Below are 17,008 nucleotides of genomic sequence, written 5' to 3'. Positions count from 1 at the left end.
TCTATCGATATATTGCATTCTCATGCCGGCAGTGAAGTTTTCACAAAAGATAAGGTGATTTCAAAAGTAGTCCCTTTATCTTTTTCGCTGCTTACTTTTATACTTCCGTTCAATTTTTTAATTATATCCTGTACATAATTCAGTCCGAGTCCGAAGCCTTTTACATCATGTAAATTACCTGTTGGAACCCTGTAAAATTGGTCGAATACTCTTTTTGAATGTTCCTTGCTCATTCCGATACCTTTATCTGCAATTTCGATTACCAGCTTATTGCCTATATTTTTCGTTATAATCGATATTTCCGGTACGTCCCTGCTGTATTTATTTGCATTGTCTATCAGATTATAGAGCACATTGGAAAGGTGTAATTCATCTCCAAATACGATTGCGTTCTCGGCATCTGTATGCACATTTAAAACAGCATTTTTCTTTTGTAACTGAAGGCTCATACTATCGAGAACAATCATAATTAAATCGTTCATATCGACTTCAGTATTTTCCATCTTAAGTTCGCCTTTCTCCAGACGGGCAATGCTGAGCACACGTTCGATATGATTACCAAGCCTTACATTTTCATCATAAATTATCCCTGCCAGTCTTTTTAGACGCGTTTTATCTTCAGTAACCTCCGGATCTTTAAGCGCTTCGCTGGCAATCATAATGGTGGCCACGGGTGTCTTAAATTCATGCGTCATATTATTGATAAAATCTGTTTTCATTTCAGAGATTTTTTTCTGCTTCAATATTGCATAAAGCGTGTAACTGAAGATGAAAACCAGTACCAGCAAAAGGCCCACAGATGAAGCTAATGTAGCACTTAGATTACCTATGATTGCCGAATTCTTTTCCGGAAAATTAACTTCTAAAATTCCGGGGTCACGAAATAAATCATTACCGAAAAGGGTTGTACGATAGGTATTTTTGGGCAAGAACGTTTGTTCGGGATAAGAAGCCTGATAGTAAAGCACGGAATCCTTTTCGGCAAGCTTAACCCTAAAATTATAGTCCTGGCTAATATTATGGTCCAAAAAAGATTTCTTAAGTGTTTCCTGAAGCGAGCCGAAATTTATCCTTTGAGCAAGCGGGATATTTTTTTCATTCATTTCCTTGGCCACATCCGCCAACAAATTGTAACCGGTTTTATAAGGTAGGGTATCTTTTCCTAATGCAGCTATTTTAAGTTCCAACTGTCTTTTTGCAATATCATCCTCCCGTTTAAACTTCTTCACCAAATCATCAGAAATTTTTGGCAATGTCAGTAATAATGGTTTCCCTGTCGCTGGCTCAAAAACCTGATATCGAATGGAATCCGGTAGATTCTGCGCAGTTCTGAAATTAAAAGTTTTTGTGTCAGGCGAAAAGAATTTTGAGCGCAAACTTATCCTTTTCACTGTTAAGCTGTTTGCATCTACCACAGCATTGAACTGCATATCGAGACTCGATTTACCACCAGGCGATAAAGAGACATATTCTCTTTCGCTAATTACCTTGGGTGCAGCATATGAAGCTCTGATCAAACTATCTTGCTGATTTAAATAGTTTTCTACAAGATTTTCACGTTCCGCCTGTCTTAAATCTGATGCTTCAGCAAACTGTTGCCGCAAATCTTTAATATCAAGTTGCCTTTGCCTTAAATCCTGACTTCGCTTTATTTTATTTTCGATGTCTTTTCGATTGATCCTGTCCGCTGCATTGAGCCTTTGAATTTTATTTACAACAGCAGTTAATGTTTGGTTTACCTGCTCATCGAAAAGTTGCGATTTTAGGTTATAAGCTTCCCTGATGTAATACAATTGCATTACAAAAACGCCAAGTAAAGCCACTGTCATTAAAACAGTAATAAACCAAAAACTTTTTTTCTTCATTAACTAACGCTATACGGAGACAAAGAATTTATAATTGCAATGCCAAAATTAAGTATACAAAAATACTTAATAACGCGCTGAAATGTATGTATTTAACATAATTTAACAGCAAGGCTGCTGCTTAGACTTCCGAACTTTCAATCTAGCACGTGTGGGTTAATTTCGGAAGTCCCCCCGTGCAATACCTAAAAAAAATGCCGGAAAATTTCCGGCATTTCATTCAAAAATTGTTTGCTTAAAAAAGATTCTTTATTTAAAAAGGCAAATCATCATCTTCACCTCCTGGGGTATTGCTCACATCAGCAGGCGCTGCATAGGCCGGAGTTGCCGCTGCCGGTGCACCAGCTGCGATTGCATTAATTCTCCAGATAACCAAACTGTTAAAGTACGATGTTTTTCCTGTTTTATCTGTCCATGGACGGCCACGTAGATTAAAGAAAACTTCAACTTCGTCGCCTGCTTTAAAACTATCTAATAATGCTGCTTTGTCTTGTAAAGCCTCAAAGCGGATGTATTCCGGATATGTTGGATTTTCTGCATATTCTACTATTAAATCACGTTTTTTAAACGTTTCACTTACTTGTTGTGTGGCACCTACTTCGTGTACTTTTCCTTTAATTTCCATATCAAATACGACTTAATTGTACTATAAAGATCAAATCTCTATAATTTTATTGATAACTTCGCATACAATATGATGCAAGTTTTCCACAATAAAAGCAAGGTAATTATTACCTGTAACAACCGCCTATCTCCATATCTGCAGGAAGAAGTGAACGCTTTAGGTTATACCATAGAACGAGCCTTTGCAACTGGTGTAGAATTGAATATAACGCTCACAGAATGTATTAAGTTAAATTTAAACCTGCGCTGTGCAAGTCAGGTTTTATACGCTATAAAAAGTTTTAAAGCCATTACACCCGATGATTTATACCGGGAAATTTCGGCTATCGAATGGGAAGAATTAATTGATTTTACAGGTTACTTTTCTGTCACTTCTAATGTGGATAATCCGAACATCACCACGCCCCTTTTTGCTAATTTGAAAGTAAAAGATGCGATTGTTGACCGTTTGAAAGAAAAAAAAGGAATCCGTCCGAATTCCGGATCCGATGCCAATAAAGCAGTTGTTCATTTATATTGGAAAGATGCCGAGGCTACTGTTTTTATAGACACGTCCGGCGAAACTCTAGCCAAACACGGTTACCGGAAAATTCCGGGCAAGGCGCCCATGCTGGAGGCGCTTGCCTCGGGTGTAATTTATGCAACACAATGGGACAAAAAGTCGCCCTTTATCAATCCAATGTGTGGTTCCGGAACGTTAGCTATTGAAGCTGCATTAATTGCAACCAATCGGGCACCAGGTTTATACCGCATGAACTACGGTTTTATGCATATAATGGGTTATAACGAAGAGGTGTTTTTTGCTGAACGCAGAATATTAAAAGATCAGGTAGTAAAAAATATTGATTTAAAAATCGTTGCTTCAGATATTTCAGAAGATGCAGTAGAAGTGACCAGAAAAAATGCGAAAACCGCTGGTGTTGACACATTAATTGACTTCCAGGTTTGCGATTTCGAATTAACGCCTGTCCCGGAAGGCGAAAAAGGCGTTGTTGTTTTTAATCCGGAATATGGCGAAAGACTTGGCGTCCATAGCAAACTGGAATTGACTTACAAACGCATGGGTGATTTTATGAAAAAAGAATGTAAAGGGTTTACAGGCTATATTTTTACAGGCAATCCGGATTTAGCTAAAAAAATCGGGTTAAAAGCGTCAAAGAAAATAGAATTCTATAACGGCAAACTCGATTGTCGCTTACTTGAGTATGAACTTTACGACGGAAGCAGAAGGGCACCCCTGAATGCGGTTACGGAATAATTGCCAGTATATTCTTCTTTAAACGACATAAATTTATCTTTTTACATAAGATTGTTACTGAAAGTTTATTTTCAAAATCCTTTTATAGGCAATTTTCGTTTATATGGTATTAGAATAAAACCTTATCTATGGAAAATCTATTAGCTTTAAAGATGAAGCACATTGCCGGGAATATTAGAAAAATCAGAGAATATAGAGATTATACTCAAGATTATCTGGCAGCGAAATTGAAGATATCGCAAAATGCCTATAGTAAAATAGAACTTGGGTATAGTAAATTAACGCTAGAACGTTTGTTTCAGATTGCATCAGTTATTGATGTAGATGTAACCCAGTTGCTTACGCTCGAACATAAAGAAATTATTAAAAATCTCTCTGAAACTGAAGAATTGGTAGCAGTTCATAGGTAGTTGTTGCAAAGATTTTAAATTAAACCTATTTTCCTGTACCTTTCTTATTATTATTTAAATGACCCATCAGATGCAGGATTACATTGAAAAAACTATAGATTTCGTAAAAAAAACACTTGAAAATGCAGAATCCGGACATGATTGGTTTCACATAGAACGTGTCTATAAAACGGCATTGACCATTAACCAATTCGAAAAAGGAGACGAATTGGTTGTAATTCTAGCTGCCTTATTACATGATATTGCAGACCCTAAGTTTAATAACGGCGATGAAGAATTAGGACCGAATCTGGCAGAAAAATTTTTAATTTCAATAGGAGTGAATGCGGAAACAATTTCTCAGGTAAAACTGATTATTCAGCATATGTCATTTAAAAACAGTTTTGATGGTTCCGCCTTTTCATCGAAAGAAATGCATATTGTACAAGATGCCGACAGGCTGGACGCCATAGGCGCGATAGGTATTGCACGTGCATTTACCTATGGCGGTTTTAAAAACCGGGTACTGTATGACCCTTTAATTAAGCCTGTTCAACATACGTCTAAAGAGACCTACAAAAACACAACCGCACCAACGATTAACCATTTTTATGAAAAATTACTTTTACTAAAAGACAGCATGAATACTCAGAAAGGCAGAGAAATGGCGCTGGACAGGCATAATTTTATGCTCAAATTTCTCGATCAGTTCTACATGGAATGGGAAGGTAAATAAAGAATTCAATTCTAATTATCAGCTTATCTTCGAGGCCCGGAAACGCGATATCTAAGCAATGATGAGTGAAATATTCTTACAAGGAATGCCATTTCTATCAAAATACTAATATTTTTAGTTATTTCAAGCTATATTTGTTAGCAAATGCTACCCTATGTCGTTTGATAGAATTCGTGAAAAACTAAATATCCTGGCTGATGCTGCAAAATATGATGTCTCCTGTTCATCTAGTGGTGGAACCAGAAAAAATGATGGAAAAGGACTTGGTGACAGCCATAGTTCAGGCATCTGCCATACATACACAGAGGATGGACGATGTGTATCTTTATTAAAAATCCTTTTAACCAATCATTGCATTTACGATTGCCTTTTTTGCGTATCAAGAAAAAGCAATGATGTAAAACGTGCAGCCTTTACTGTAGACGAAGTTGTTGAATTGACGATGAATTTCTATAGAAGAAATTATATTGAAGGTCTTTTTTTAAGTTCCGGGATTTTCAAAAATGCGGATTTTACGATGGAACGTTTATTGCTGGTGTGCAAAAAATTGCGGTTAGAGCAGAATTATAATGGTTATATACATTTAAAAACAATTCCGGGCGCCAGCGATGAGTTAATAAAAGAAGCAGGGTTGTATGCCGATCGGATGAGCATCAATTTAGAAATGCCAACTGAAGCAGGGTTGAAGCTTTTAGCGCCCGAAAAAAGCCATGATGATGTCATTAAGCCGCTGGCATTTGTGCAACAGAACATCGCTCAATTTGCAGAAGATAAAAAGTTAATTAAACACATTCCAAAATTTGTTCCAGCCGGTCAAAGTACGCAGATGGTTATTGGTGCTACTCCAGAAAGCGATAAGGATATTATGTATACAGCCAATGCATTCTACAAAAACTTCTCTTTAAAACGAGTTTATTATTCGGGATATGTGCCCATTAGCAACGACACAAGAATGCCTGTTTTAGGTACACAACCTCCGCTTTTGCGGGAAAACCGGTTATACCAGACAGATTGGTTAATGCGTTTTTACGGTTTTAAGGTTCAGGAAATTCTGAATGATGCGAACCCAAACCTGGATGTGGATATTGACCCGAAGCTGAGTTGGGCCATACGGAATATGCAGCATTTCCCAATTGATATTAATAAAGCGGACTATAAAATGATTCTTCGCATTCCGGGCATTGGTGTAATGTCGGCACAGAAAATTATTCAGGCCAGGAAGTTTGGAAAATTAAGAATTGACCAGCTTAAAAAAATTGGTGTTGCTTACAACCGGGCTAAACATTTCATTACTTGCGTTGATAGTCCTTATCAATTGAAAGATTATCAGGGGACACAGATTAAAGCTTTTATTCTGGCAGAAAGCCAGAGTAAATATTTGAAGACGGATAGCAATCAATTGATTTTGTTTTAATATATGCCCCGGAATCACAGAGATACAAAATAAGTACCACCCTTTCGATCCGAGAGCTATCGGATGAAGCACCAGAGAAACGCCTGCCTGTGTAAGGCATGGAGCAATCTTTGAATCCTGTGCCATGTACAAAAATTCTCCGCTCTGCTCAAAGCGATCACTACATAAATCAATCATTCAATGACTTACATTTTCGATGGATCATTACCAGGACTTTTAACTGCCGTGTTTGAGTGGTTTGAACGCAAACCGGGAAAAGTTGAACTTAAGTCGGTTGAGATGTTTCAACCAGAAGCTTTTGCGGAAAGTTTTACAGTTATTACAAATTCGGAAAAATCGGATCGGGTTTGGGCTGGTCTTCAAAAGAAATTGAAGAAAGAATGGTTGAGGAAATTTTACTGTTCCTACCTCTCTGAAATTCATGAGGCTTATAACCACCTTTTTCATTTTACAATCTATATTTTCCAGAATGGGATTGGTGCCGAAACAAATTATGGCAATGATCACGTAATGGCTGTATCTAAATATGCGAGAAGCGTGGAACGCGAAAAACATCGAATGGAAGCATTTATTCGTTTTCAACATACTGCAGACGGGATTTTCTACACAGGCATCGATCCTGATTTTAATGTACTCCCGTTAATTTCAAATCATTTTAAAAACCGTTATGCCGATCAGCAATGGATTATTTATGATTTAAAACGAAAGTATGGTCTACATTATAATTTAAATTCTGTAGAAGAAATAACCATTGATTTTACAAACGGTGTAAACAGTAAAAACCCTGAAGCCATTTTGCTGGATGAAAAAGAAGAACTGTATTCCGTTTTATGGAAAGATTATTTTAAAAGCGCCAACATCGTTGCCCGTAAAAACACGAAGCTTCATGTAAGGCATGTACCCAAAAGATATTGGAAATATTTGACGGAAAAGCAATTGAGTTAACATAGCATTAACATAAAAGCTTTAAATTGCAGCATGAAATTAAGTGTGCTGGTTTTATTTACTGCGCTTGCCGTTGCCCTTTCTATTGGCATGGTGAACTTTTATTTTCAACATAGTTTGTATTATCTGGCCATTTCGTTTGGTGTTTCTTTTTTAAGTAGTTTTTTGGTTTTCTATTATTTACTGGAGAAATACATTTACACGAAAATTAAACTGATTTATAAGCTTATCCATAACCTTAAACTTGGCAAGGATTTAAAAGATGCGCTTGGCGAATACGTGAGTTCAGATCCCATTAATGATGTAGAACAGGAAGTTAAAGAATGGGCCGGCGCTAAGAAAAAAGAAATCGATTTGTTAAAGAAGCAAGAACAGTTTCGCCGGGAATTTCTTTCCAACGTTTCCCATGAATTTAAAACGCCGCTCTTTGCCATTCAGGGCTATATCGAAACTTTACAGGATTGTATTGAAGACGACCCGGAAATGGCGGTTAAATTTCTTAAAAAGGCAGAGAATAACGTGGAGCGTTTAAGTTATTTAATTAATGATTTAGATGCGATTGCAAAACTGGAAACGGGTGAATCGCCAATTAATTATCAAAAATTCGATTTTGTGCAACTGGCAAAAGAGGTAATGGAAAACCTAGAAGACCGGGCTAAAGCAAAGCATATTAAACTTTTTTTTAAGGACAAGTACACAGCTGTTACTACGGTTAATGCAGACAGGGAAAAGATTCGCCAGGTTTTAATTAATTTAATGGTGAACAGTATTAAATATGGTATTGAAAACGGCGAAACGGCAATCAAAATTTTTGAACTTCATGACCAGTTTTTAATTGAGGTTACCGATAATGGAATTGGTATTGAAGAGAAACACCTGTTTCGTTTATTCGAACGTTTTTACCGTATTGATACACATAGAGCGAGAGAAGTGGGTGGAACCGGTTTAGGTTTAGCCATTGTGAAGCATATTTTAGAGGCGCACCAACAAACCATTTCTGTTCGAAGTACGCCAGGTATTGGAACAACATTTGCTTTCACGCTTCAAAAAGGCGGATAGTTATTTAACCGCAAGTTCGCGGAGTGAAAGCGCGAAGAACGCAAAGCTAGGTACCAAAAGGGTGTTCATCACAGTGGTCGCAGCGTAATTCACATAGAACATAAAGTTATGTGCAGAATTTTTGAACCATAAAAGAATTCAATAAATATAGGCTCATAGTTTCAAAAGGTCGTCGTTGCGAGGAACGAAGCAATCTCAATAGTGACCACAGAGGTCGCAGAGAAATTTCACAGAGAACACAAGTATGTGCGGATGCCTGAGAAAATAAGCTCATAATTTCAAAAACCTTGTGAGGAACTATCAATTTCAAAAACTAACCATTGCGTGCGAAGGAAATATAACGTTAGCTGAAAAAACTTTTAACCCTATAAGAAATTAAAGGAATTGTAAGCTCGGTTTATTACAACTCTGAAGGTTCTCCATCTTTGGAGGGGCAGGGGAAGGAATTATTATCCTATTATTTTCCGAAGAACATTACCCCAGTTTCCTAAACCCGATATTAGCGGCAGCCCCGAATTTTTCATGAGGGCTATAGCGTTTAGCGGGACTTCTGGTGCCGAAGCACCAAGACCTACCATTTTCGAATGTTTATCATTTCTAATCAAACAGTTGAAAATAAACGAGTGTGACAGCTCAAAGCACTAATTCCTTAATATAATTAAGAAATTAACATTAACTTAACATTGAGCACGTAGCTTTGCAACATATTAAAATTAACATGAACAATATTTTTAAGTTCTTTACGCCTCAGGATAAAAAGTTTCATCCTCTTTTTGAACAAGCCGGCAGCAACGCATTGAAAATTGCTGAAACGCTATTAGAAATGGTTAGCACAGGTGATGCTGAAGCAAGGAAAACCATTTTTAAGGAAATTGAACGCTTAGAACATGTAGGCGACGACATTACCCATTCGATTTTCTTAGAATTGAGCAGGAACTTTATCACGCCTTTTGATAGAGAAGACATTCACCAGTTGGCTACGGCTGTTGATGATGTTGCTGACTATATTTATGGTACTGCGAACCGCATGCAAATGTATAACATGAACACCATTAATGAGCCTATTGTAAAAATTGCCGAGCTTTTGGTTGAAATGTGTACCGATATTGATAAAGCAATTAAGGAGTTACGCAGTTTCAAAAACATCCGTGTTATTGCTGATGCTTGTATCCGCATCAACAGCGGCGAAAACCAGGCTGATTACGTTTTTACATTAGCAGTTGCCCGTTTATTCGAGTACGAAACCAATGCGATTGAATTAATTAAACAAAAAGAGGTTTTACAAACGATAGAGAAAGCGACAGATAAGTGCGAAGATGTAGCGAATGTGCTTGAAACTATCCTGGTTAAAAACGCTTAATAAAATACAAACATGGTAACTACCTTATTGGTTGTTGTTGTAATTCTGGCCATTGCTTTCGATTACATTAACGGCTTCCACGACGCCGCTAATTCGATTGCAACGGTTGTTTCTACAAAAGTTCTTACGCCTTTCCAGGCGGTTTTGTGGGCTGCACTTTTCAATTTCGCAGCTTACTTTTATTTTACCGACCACAAAGTGGCAAACACGGTTGCTAAAACAGTAATCGAAAATTACATTACCTTAGAGGTTATTCTTGCGGGTTTAATTGCCGCAATTATTTGGAATCTTTTAACCTGGTGGTATGGTATACCATCAAGTTCATCACATACTTTAATCGGAGGTTTCGCAGGCGCAGGTATGACGCATGCTCTACTTACAGGCGCTAGTCCGCTTGATGCCGTAAATATGGGTTATGTGGTAAAAATTGTTTCTTTTATAGTATTGGCGCCAATAATCGGTATGGTAATTTCGGTGGTTTTAACATTGATTATTATTAATATCTGCCGCTATGCCAAACCTGCAACTGCAGAGAAATGGTTTAAAAGACTACAATTACTTTCATCTGCCGCATTGAGTTTCTTCCATGGTGGTAACGATGCACAAAAAGTAATGGGTATTATAGCAACAGCATTAATTGCGGCAAATGTGATTCCAAATTTTGAATCAATGCCAGCCTGGGTGCCAATATGTTGTTATTCAGCAATTTCTTTAGGCACAATGAGTGGTGGCTGGAAAATTGTTAAAACAATGGGCTCTAAAATTACAAAGGTTACGGCACTTGAAGGTGTTGCAGCTGAGGGTGCAGGCGCCATTACATTGGGTATTACAGAACATTTCGGTATCCCGGTTTCTACTACTCACACCATTACAGGTTCGATTGTGGGTGTAGGTGTTGTAAAAAGTGTATCAGCTGTACGTTGGGGTGTAACCATCAATTTAATTTGGGCCTGGATTTTAACCATTCCGGTTTCTGCTACGTTGGCAGCAATTATCTATGGTGTAATTTACTACTTCAAATAAAAACAAAATCCTTTAAATATACTCAGGAAGACTAAGGCGAATTGCTTTAGTCTTTTTTCGTTTAACCTCGAAGTATGCAAAGAAGAGTTGAGTATTACGTTTTTGCAGAAGTGTTGGATTCAAACATCCTCCCCTTGCACCCTCCAAAGGGGGAAATCCCCTCAACGCTTGAAATAAACCTGAGCTATGTTTTTCCCGCAGGGTTAAAAGAACTCTGCGCCTAACTTAGCGTTCTTTGCGTTTTACCCTTTGAGAGCTTTGCGGTTAAGCTACAACCTGTCTTTCATTTCTTTAGCTACTTGCTGAGCAAGAGGATCGCCACTTAGTTCTAAATTCTTAACAATGTTTTTTTGGTTTGCAGTAGAATGGTTCTGACTCAATTTAAAAACGTGATCAATATGGCTCACCACAATTTCGAACCCTGTTATCGCTTTCAAATGTTTCTGGATATAAGCCTCACCCATTCTATTAAAGGCTGCCGGACTAGAATCTGGATCTTCGTATTTATCAGTCAATTCTTTTATTGCCTTGTAAGTTTCTTCTGAGTTTAACAGCCTCATAATACCTTTTGCCTGAACAGTTTTATAATTCCAGGTAGAAGCTGATTGAGGTTTTTCATAAACCGATGCGCTGATGTATGCATGAGCACCCGTGAAAATCGCCAATACATTTGGGTTTTGCTCAAAAGCTTTGCAATGGTCAGTTTTGGTCATGATGTGACCGATAAGCCTAATAACCCCGCCTTCAACTACAGTTTTAACCGGAACTTGTGTGGCAACAGGAAATTTGCCATCAAAACCGACTAGAGTTATAAATGTATTTTGATGCATAAACTCAAGAATTTCTTCCTGGTTGCTGGTTGTAAAATATGGGGCTTTGTACATGAGTTGTTATATATGTCTTTACCACCTTAGACACCTAAGTTCACGTAAGGGAAAAAGCTTAACATTTTTAATGTGACCTGGTAGTGCTTTTATATTGATGGTTTTACTCCGCGTTCTTTGCGGTTAATTTAAAATTTAACGCTCAATTCGACTAAGTCGTCACCATTATTAGGTAAAACCCAATCCGGACCGGTTTCGATAAGTCTTTTTGCCTCAGCATCGGCTTTTTTACTCAGGGATTTTATTACCGAAACCTGAGCTGGCCGTCCATTCTTCTTGACTTTAAATCTTAAGACAACATATTGGGCAGGCCCTTTCGGGTTGTATAACTTATTGTTATTTTCGAGATACTGCTCATAATTTATAGTGGAGACAGGTATAGGTTTAGTAATTTCTTCTTTAGTTTTATCCAGGTTTTCTACTGCTTTCAAAACAATTTTCTTAGGGGTTATGGCTTCTCTTTTCCGTCCGTTAGAACCTGTGATTAAAGCAATTTCATTTAAAGACTTATCGCCTGTTAAGGCCATCCGAATTGCATCGGGATTTGTGACAATGGCTTTATCGTTGAAACCTTGTGCCTTAATTAAAATTTCCTTGTCTTTATCAACACTGTCCACAGGCAGGGCAAAAAACCCCGCTGCATTTGTTGCCGTTACTGCTTTCGAATTTTCCAGTTTCACAACTGCGCCCTGAACCGGCTGTCCACTCTGTGAAACAACATTACCGCTGTAAATTAAACCATTTCCCGAACCTGCAGGCGCAGCTGACACCACCACCTCACTCATAGGACTAATCTCCGTGCGCTGCATAGCCATTGGCGCTGATTTGGCCTTCTTTAACTCCGAGTATTCTGCGCTGGCCTTTGCCGATTTCGCTTCAACTACATCAGCATTTCTAATTATAGGAGCCGTCTTTGTATTTTTTGCCAACTCACCAGTTTTTGCTTCAGTTATGGCTTTATCTATCAAGGCAGATTTAGAAATTTCGTCTGCTTCAACCGATGTATCTACAGCTTTAGGTTTAGCCGACGCAATTGCATTTGAAGAATCTAAATTAACGATTATCCCTTTTGATTTTCTTGATGCGATTTCAGCGTTTTTACGATTTGTTTCACGCATAAAAAACAGAATGCTCACTGCAATAAAAGCAACTGTAGCTGTTGCCGCAATACTCAAACGTTGCGTGGTAATGCCCCACATTCTACGCTTAATTGGTTTTTTAGAAACCCTATCGTAAAGTTGTCTTTGTAAAATAGAAAGTGTTTGTTTACGTTTTGGCGATTGGCGCAAACCCTCAAGTGCTTCGGCAACGAAAGGATCATCTAAAGCCTGCCTTTCCACAAAGTGCATACCTTTTGCATCAAGCTTACCATCAAGGTAATCCTCAAGTACATCAATATCTAACCAATCATTATTCACTGCTATTCTTCTCTATACAAATTTTTAAATTCCGCTTTCCGTTCTGGATGTAACTCTTCACCTTAAGCATATCGTAACCGGTAATATCGGCCACTTCCTTATAGCATTTTTCCTGTAGATAAAATAAATCTACACTTTTTCGCTGTTCTTCAGTCAAGGTTTCCATGCACTTTTCCATAATGGTAAGCTGGGTTTCCTTTGTATTGTCAATATCCAGATGCACAAATTCGCTGTTTTCCACAAAAGTATCGTCTAATGAAACGTTATTTTGCTTCGCAGATTTCCGCAGCGCCATTAAACAATGGTTTCGTGTGAGCACATGCAACCAGCTTTTAAAATTCTGTACTTCATGAATTTTGAGTTTTGTTATCAACTCTTCAAAAATCTGCATTACAGCATCCTTACTTTGCTCCTCATCTTTGAAATAATTAAGGCAAACGCCGAAAACCAGGTGCATATATTTGTTGTAAAGCGTACCCAACGAGTCTAAATCGCCCGTATTTTTATACGCGGCAATTATGTCTGCATCTTGTTTCTGGTTATTTCCAGCTGTATTTTTTATAAATTTCAAAAAATTGGGTAGCTAAGGCAAATTATCATCCAAGTATAAAAAATATTTCTGAGTGATGAGGAATAAACTAATCATTTAGGATATCGATTTGTTATTTGTGATAGCAATGATTGTACGTTTTGGTATCTGATGGTCCCGCTTTGTTCTAATCTTTCTCAATCTGCATTGCATTTATCCTTGCACAAATAAATTCGAGACTAGATTTGTGGCAGTTGTTTTGCTTATCAAGGATTAAATCCACACAATGAAAAAAATTAATATTTTATCTTCATCTCTGGCATTAATTTTATTTTCAAACCTGAATGTAAACGCACAAATAAAATTAGGCGATATTTTTAAAAAGATAACAGAAAAAAATACCACAACAAATACAGGAATTACGCCAACAACTTTCGAAATTGGGCAAGGAATCAAGGAAGCGCTGCAGATTGGTGTATCAGCTGGCACTGACAGGCTATCCGCTAAAGATGGCTTCCTCGGCAATCTTGCAGTAAAAATCTTAATGCCTCCGGAAGCACAAAAGGTGGAGCGAACATTGCGTAGTATCGGCTTAAACAAACTCTGCGACAATGTGGTGGTGAGTTTGAACCGTGCCGCAGAGGATGCAACTACAGCAGCTAAACCAATCTTTATTTCTGCCATTAAACAAATGACGATTACTGATGCAACAAACATCCTGTTAGGAAACAATGATGCTGCAACTGAATATTTCAAACGCGTAACTACATCCCAATTGATGCAGAAGTTTAGTCCGATTGTAACCACAAGTTTAAATAAGGTAAATGCAACAAAGTATTACAGCGATTTAACAACTCAATACAACCGTTTGCCTTTGGTTAAACCAGTAAATACCAATTTAACAGAATATGTTACGCAGAAAGCGATAGATGGTTTATTTATCGAGGTAGCTAAAGAAGAATTAAAAATCAGGGGTAACCTAAGCTCAAGAAGTACAACTTTATTGCAGAAAGTTTTCGGTTATGCGGATAAGAGAAAGATTTAGCAGGATGCGATGATTTGCCAATGGTTCGTGAGGAAGCGAACTATGGCGACTAATAAGATAGGGAGTTAAGTTTTGGTAAAATCATAAATTAAAGATTCAGGTTTCAAAAGGGCCTGAATCTTTTTTATTTAAAAACTATTTGTAAAATTGTATATGACTAAAATCAGCATTAAAATTATTTCCATTTTAATTCCATGTGTGGCGCTAATTGTTTCTTGCAGCCAAAATAAATCCGGCGAACAAAACACGAAGGCGGTTTTGGATACAGTTTCTTTGAGAAATAAAAATTTCGCTTTAGCCTATCAGGATGGAAGGAGAATTGTAGCAACGAGCATCGATACCATGAAGCAGATTTCGTTTGGCGGTGCTACCGACCCGGCAATCTCACCCGATGGAAATAAATTAGCTTATACCGTTATTGACTCTGCCGGCCGTAAAACCATTTGGGTAGCAGATATGGAAAATAAAAGTCAGCTGCAACTTCAGGTACATGGTGGCGATTACCAACAGGCCGTTTGGTCGCCAAATGGAACGGCGATTGCGTTTAACATTTTAAAGAGCAAAAACATATTTAAAATTGGCGTTATTAAAACCGATAATACGGGTTTTGTAATGTTGGATGGCGGACCGAAAATTAATGCTTATTCGCCAACCTGGAAAAACGAAAAAGAAATTATCGGACAGGATTTAATTAACCTTTATACTTTTGATATTTCTGGGAAATTGATTGATACAAAATCTATTTTGAGCTTAATTGGTAAGGATTTTAAAATCGCAAGAAATGATCGTTTCTTTTATACTAAGGATGGTCAGAAATTAATTTTTAACGCTGGCAATAACGATGGCTCGATTGGTCAGGCTGAAGCAGTATATATTTTAGATTTAGCCAGCAAGAAAGTCGATAGAATTTCCCCAGTAGGCATGAATGTTCCCTACGTTTTTGTAACCGCTGATGATAGAATTTTTTACAGTGGTTCGGAAAAGCCTTCCACTCAAAATAAGATTTATGTTTCTGATTTAAGCAGAAACAGTAAATTGGTAGTCGATAAGGGAATCAATCCGACAGGGGCCTTGAAGTAAAACTTATATACCGAAGAAATGTTCATTCGGATTAATCTTCCAAAATATTGTAAGCAATGCTGGGGTTTACAATGCGAGTTGCTTGCACAGTTTGTGGTAGTTAAACCTGATTGCAATGAAAAGCCCGCAAGCGGGTACGAGCATGGATTGAAACGAAAAGCAGGGCTAATTTTACCAAGAACTGCTGCCTTTAATTTCCTTAAAAACATGCCTTACGATGGCCTCCTCAGCAAAACTCGGCTATTCAGTAAAAAATTTAGCAAATTTTAAAGTAATATTGATTATCATCCGTTTACGGAGTTATCAAACAAAAAGTTTTGCCGACAAACGAACCTCAAAATATCATTTCTACGGTTGCCAGTTATGGTAAGCGTTTATTCAGTTTCATTCGAGGTCGGGTGAATACGGATGAGGACGCGGAAGACATTTTGCAGGATGTTTGGTATCAGTTGAGCAACCAGCCAGAGGCAGGAACCATTGAGCAGATTAGCGGATGGTTGTATCGGGTGGCCAGAAATAAGATTACCGATAAGTATCGGAAGCAAAAAGATGTACTTATTGAGGATTTGAGCTACGAGGATGAAGACGGCGAAATCAATTTCAGGGAGATTTTGCTGGCAGAATCTTTTTCGCCGGAAGAGGAGAGTTTAAAAAAACTCTTTTGGGATCAGTTGTTTTTAGCTTTGCAGGAATTGCCCGAAAATCAACGTTATATTTTTGTTCAGAACGAATTGGAAGATAGAACTTTCCAGGAAATCGCCGATGAAACAGGCGAAAACATTAAAACTTTAATATCAAGAAAGGGCTACGCTGTTAAACATTTGCGTAATCGTTTACAAAATTTATATCAGGAATTTATTAACTATTAATTTTGCAGGAAATGAGAAATAGAAAGTTTAGTAAAGGCAAGAAGTTCATTTTCTTTTTACCTGTGGTGGCGTTAATTGCTACTGCGTTGGGTTTTATTGTAATGTATTTGTGGAATTGGATTTTACCAGAAGTTACACATGCCAGTCGGTTAAATTTTTGGCAGGCGCTTGGACTTTTGGTTTTATGCCGATTGCTTTTTGGTAATTTTAATAAAGGTGCCGGCAATAATCGTTTCCGCGAAAAGGCTATGGGCATGCGATCGAAATGGCAAAGTATGAATGAAGAAGAACGCGCAAAGTTTAAAGAAGAATATAAACGAAGATGCGGTGGCTGGGGACACCGCAATAAAGAATAATTTGGTGCCAGTTGAAAAGCTGGCATTTTTTATGGGTGTTGTTTTTCGAAAACGGTTATCATCTTAATTTGTTACTTCTGCGATTTCTAATTCCCCTCTTTCAGAGGTGTGCCCGTAGGGCGGGGTGTTCTTTTCCTGGCGGATAGGCTTCGGG

At 37.8% G+C, this 17,008-nt stretch carries 18 protein-coding genes; 13 read left to right on the top strand and 5 right to left on the bottom strand.

Translation table 11 applies throughout. From position 1 onward, the window contains the following. Positions 1–20 precede the first annotated feature (20 nt). Positions 21–1,865 carry a sensor histidine kinase KdpD gene (locus ASF92_RS01350; RefSeq protein ID WP_056086718.1) on the bottom strand — a complete coding sequence of 615 codons (1,845 nt, stop codon included), beginning with the start codon at positions 1,863–1,865 and terminating at the stop codon, positions 21–23. Between the two features lie 253 nt (positions 1,866–2,118). After that, entirely contained in the window at positions 2,119–2,490 is a 372-nt protein-coding gene (locus ASF92_RS01345; RefSeq protein ID WP_056086716.1) for a DUF3127 domain-containing protein, read from the bottom strand. Positions 2,491–2,562: 72 nt separating this feature from the next. Here ASF92_RS01345 and ASF92_RS01340 point away from each other — a divergent pair, with 72 nt between their 5' ends. The 9 genes from ASF92_RS01340 (at position 2,563) to ASF92_RS20920 (ending at position 10,897) form a co-directional block, all read left to right on the top strand. Beyond that, entirely contained in the window at positions 2,563–3,747 is a 1,185-nt protein-coding gene (locus tag ASF92_RS01340; RefSeq protein WP_056089051.1) for a class I SAM-dependent RNA methyltransferase, read from the top strand. Positions 3,748–3,875: 128 nt separating this feature from the next. Beyond that, the gene (locus tag ASF92_RS01335) at positions 3,876–4,157 is read left to right on the top strand and encodes a helix-turn-helix domain-containing protein (RefSeq protein WP_056086713.1); all 282 of its coding nucleotides are present in this window, start codon (positions 3,876–3,878) and stop codon (positions 4,155–4,157) included. Between the two features lie 70 nt (positions 4,158–4,227). Further along, positions 4,228–4,872, top strand: a complete 645-nt coding sequence (locus ASF92_RS01330; protein WP_056089048.1) for an HD domain-containing protein — start codon at positions 4,228–4,230, stop codon at positions 4,870–4,872. Between the two features lie 154 nt (positions 4,873–5,026). Next, positions 5,027–6,286: a putative DNA modification/repair radical SAM protein gene (locus tag ASF92_RS01325; protein WP_056086709.1), complete on the top strand. Its 1,260-nt coding sequence runs from the start codon at positions 5,027–5,029 to the stop codon at positions 6,284–6,286. A 180-nt stretch (positions 6,287–6,466) separates the two neighbouring features. Then, a complete protein-coding gene (locus tag ASF92_RS01320; RefSeq protein WP_056086707.1) occupies positions 6,467–7,231 on the top strand; it encodes a TIGR03915 family putative DNA repair protein in 765 nt (254 codons plus the stop codon). Between the two features lie 33 nt (positions 7,232–7,264). Next, a complete protein-coding gene (locus ASF92_RS01315; protein WP_056086705.1) occupies positions 7,265–8,290 on the top strand; it encodes a cell wall metabolism sensor histidine kinase WalK in 1,026 nt (341 codons plus the stop codon). 718 nt (positions 8,291–9,008) lie between these two features. Continuing rightward, positions 9,009–9,650, top strand: coding sequence for a DUF47 domain-containing protein (locus tag ASF92_RS01310; RefSeq protein WP_197413207.1), 642 nt, complete (start codon positions 9,009–9,011; stop codon positions 9,648–9,650). A 12-nt stretch (positions 9,651–9,662) separates the two neighbouring features. Continuing rightward, positions 9,663–10,673 carry an inorganic phosphate transporter gene (locus ASF92_RS01305; protein ID WP_056086702.1) on the top strand — a complete coding sequence of 337 codons (1,011 nt, stop codon included), beginning with the start codon at positions 9,663–9,665 and terminating at the stop codon, positions 10,671–10,673. Positions 10,674–10,747: 74 nt separating this feature from the next. Continuing rightward, positions 10,748–10,897 carry a hypothetical protein gene (locus tag ASF92_RS20920; protein ID WP_157263675.1) on the top strand — a complete coding sequence of 50 codons (150 nt, stop codon included), beginning with the start codon at positions 10,748–10,750 and terminating at the stop codon, positions 10,895–10,897. 45 nt (positions 10,898–10,942) lie between these two features. On the opposite strand, the gene ASF92_RS01300 is transcribed toward ASF92_RS20920, so the two are convergent. The 3 genes from ASF92_RS01300 to ASF92_RS01290 all read right to left on the bottom strand — a co-directional run bounded on the left by ASF92_RS01300 (position 10,943) and on the right by ASF92_RS01290 (position 13,546). Then, complete coding sequence (locus tag ASF92_RS01300; protein WP_056086699.1) at positions 10,943–11,557, bottom strand: FMN-binding negative transcriptional regulator; 615 nt, start codon at positions 11,555–11,557, stop codon at positions 10,943–10,945. A 128-nt stretch (positions 11,558–11,685) separates the two neighbouring features. Beyond that, entirely contained in the window at positions 11,686–12,975 is a 1,290-nt protein-coding gene (locus tag ASF92_RS01295) for a carboxypeptidase-like regulatory domain-containing protein (protein WP_056086697.1), read from the bottom strand. Further along, positions 12,968–13,546: an RNA polymerase sigma factor gene (locus tag ASF92_RS01290; protein ID WP_056086695.1), complete on the bottom strand. Its 579-nt coding sequence runs from the start codon at positions 13,544–13,546 to the stop codon at positions 12,968–12,970. The genes ASF92_RS01295 and ASF92_RS01290 overlap by 8 nt, the downstream gene beginning before the upstream one ends. Before the next feature lie 244 nt (positions 13,547–13,790). On the opposite strand from ASF92_RS01290, the gene ASF92_RS01285 reads away from it, so the two are divergent. From ASF92_RS01285 to ASF92_RS01265, 4 genes are all read left to right on the top strand, one after another. Further along, entirely contained in the window at positions 13,791–14,549 is a 759-nt protein-coding gene (locus ASF92_RS01285; RefSeq protein ID WP_056086691.1) for a DUF4197 domain-containing protein, read from the top strand. A gap of 153 nt (positions 14,550–14,702) precedes the next feature. Next, complete coding sequence (locus tag ASF92_RS01280; protein WP_056086688.1) at positions 14,703–15,629, top strand: PD40 domain-containing protein; 927 nt, start codon at positions 14,703–14,705, stop codon at positions 15,627–15,629. A 317-nt stretch (positions 15,630–15,946) separates the two neighbouring features. Further along, positions 15,947–16,498: an RNA polymerase sigma factor gene (locus ASF92_RS01270; protein ID WP_056086682.1), complete on the top strand. Its 552-nt coding sequence runs from the start codon at positions 15,947–15,949 to the stop codon at positions 16,496–16,498. Between the two features lie 11 nt (positions 16,499–16,509). Beyond that, entirely contained in the window at positions 16,510–16,854 is a 345-nt protein-coding gene (locus ASF92_RS01265) for a hypothetical protein (protein ID WP_056086679.1), read from the top strand. The last annotated feature ends 154 nt before the right edge of the window (positions 16,855–17,008 follow it).

The organism is Pedobacter sp. Leaf176 (genome assembly GCF_001424305.1).
Classification (GTDB): Bacteria; Bacteroidota; Bacteroidia; order Sphingobacteriales; family Sphingobacteriaceae; genus Pedobacter.
Note: the sequence above shows the minus strand (reverse complement) of the source record. Positions and strands in the feature narration are given on the sequence as shown.

What these genes read in the sequence shown, in the direction of transcription:
- ASF92_RS01325 (WP_056086709.1), top strand. Translation starts at nt 5,027, where the DNA reads ATGTCGTTTGATAGAATTCGTGAAAAACTAAATATCCTGGCTGATGCT.
- ASF92_RS01300 (WP_056086699.1), bottom strand. Translation starts at nt 11,557, where the DNA reads ATGTACAAAGCCCCATATTTTACAACCAGCAACCAGGAAGAAATTCTT.
- ASF92_RS01285 (WP_056086691.1), top strand. Translation starts at nt 13,791, where the DNA reads ATGAAAAAAATTAATATTTTATCTTCATCTCTGGCATTAATTTTATTT.
- ASF92_RS01265 (WP_056086679.1), top strand. Translation starts at nt 16,510, where the DNA reads ATGAGAAATAGAAAGTTTAGTAAAGGCAAGAAGTTCATTTTCTTTTTA.
- ASF92_RS01340 (WP_056089051.1), top strand. Translation starts at nt 2,563, where the DNA reads ATGCAAGTTTTCCACAATAAAAGCAAGGTAATTATTACCTGTAACAAC.
- ASF92_RS01330 (WP_056089048.1), top strand. Translation starts at nt 4,228, where the DNA reads ATGCAGGATTACATTGAAAAAACTATAGATTTCGTAAAAAAAACACTT.
- ASF92_RS01280 (WP_056086688.1), top strand. Translation starts at nt 14,703, where the DNA reads ATGACTAAAATCAGCATTAAAATTATTTCCATTTTAATTCCATGTGTG.
- ASF92_RS01315 (WP_056086705.1), top strand. Translation starts at nt 7,265, where the DNA reads ATGAAATTAAGTGTGCTGGTTTTATTTACTGCGCTTGCCGTTGCCCTT.
- ASF92_RS20920 (WP_157263675.1), top strand. Translation starts at nt 10,748, where the DNA reads ATGCAAAGAAGAGTTGAGTATTACGTTTTTGCAGAAGTGTTGGATTCA.
- ASF92_RS01305 (WP_056086702.1), top strand. Translation starts at nt 9,663, where the DNA reads ATGGTAACTACCTTATTGGTTGTTGTTGTAATTCTGGCCATTGCTTTC.
- ASF92_RS01350 (WP_056086718.1), bottom strand. Translation starts at nt 1,865, where the DNA reads ATGAAGAAAAAAAGTTTTTGGTTTATTACTGTTTTAATGACAGTGGCT.
- ASF92_RS01310 (WP_197413207.1), top strand. Translation starts at nt 9,009, where the DNA reads ATGAACAATATTTTTAAGTTCTTTACGCCTCAGGATAAAAAGTTTCAT.
- ASF92_RS01335 (WP_056086713.1), top strand. Translation starts at nt 3,876, where the DNA reads ATGGAAAATCTATTAGCTTTAAAGATGAAGCACATTGCCGGGAATATT.
- ASF92_RS01345 (WP_056086716.1), bottom strand. Translation starts at nt 2,490, where the DNA reads ATGGAAATTAAAGGAAAAGTACACGAAGTAGGTGCCACACAACAAGTA.
- ASF92_RS01320 (WP_056086707.1), top strand. Translation starts at nt 6,467, where the DNA reads ATGACTTACATTTTCGATGGATCATTACCAGGACTTTTAACTGCCGTG.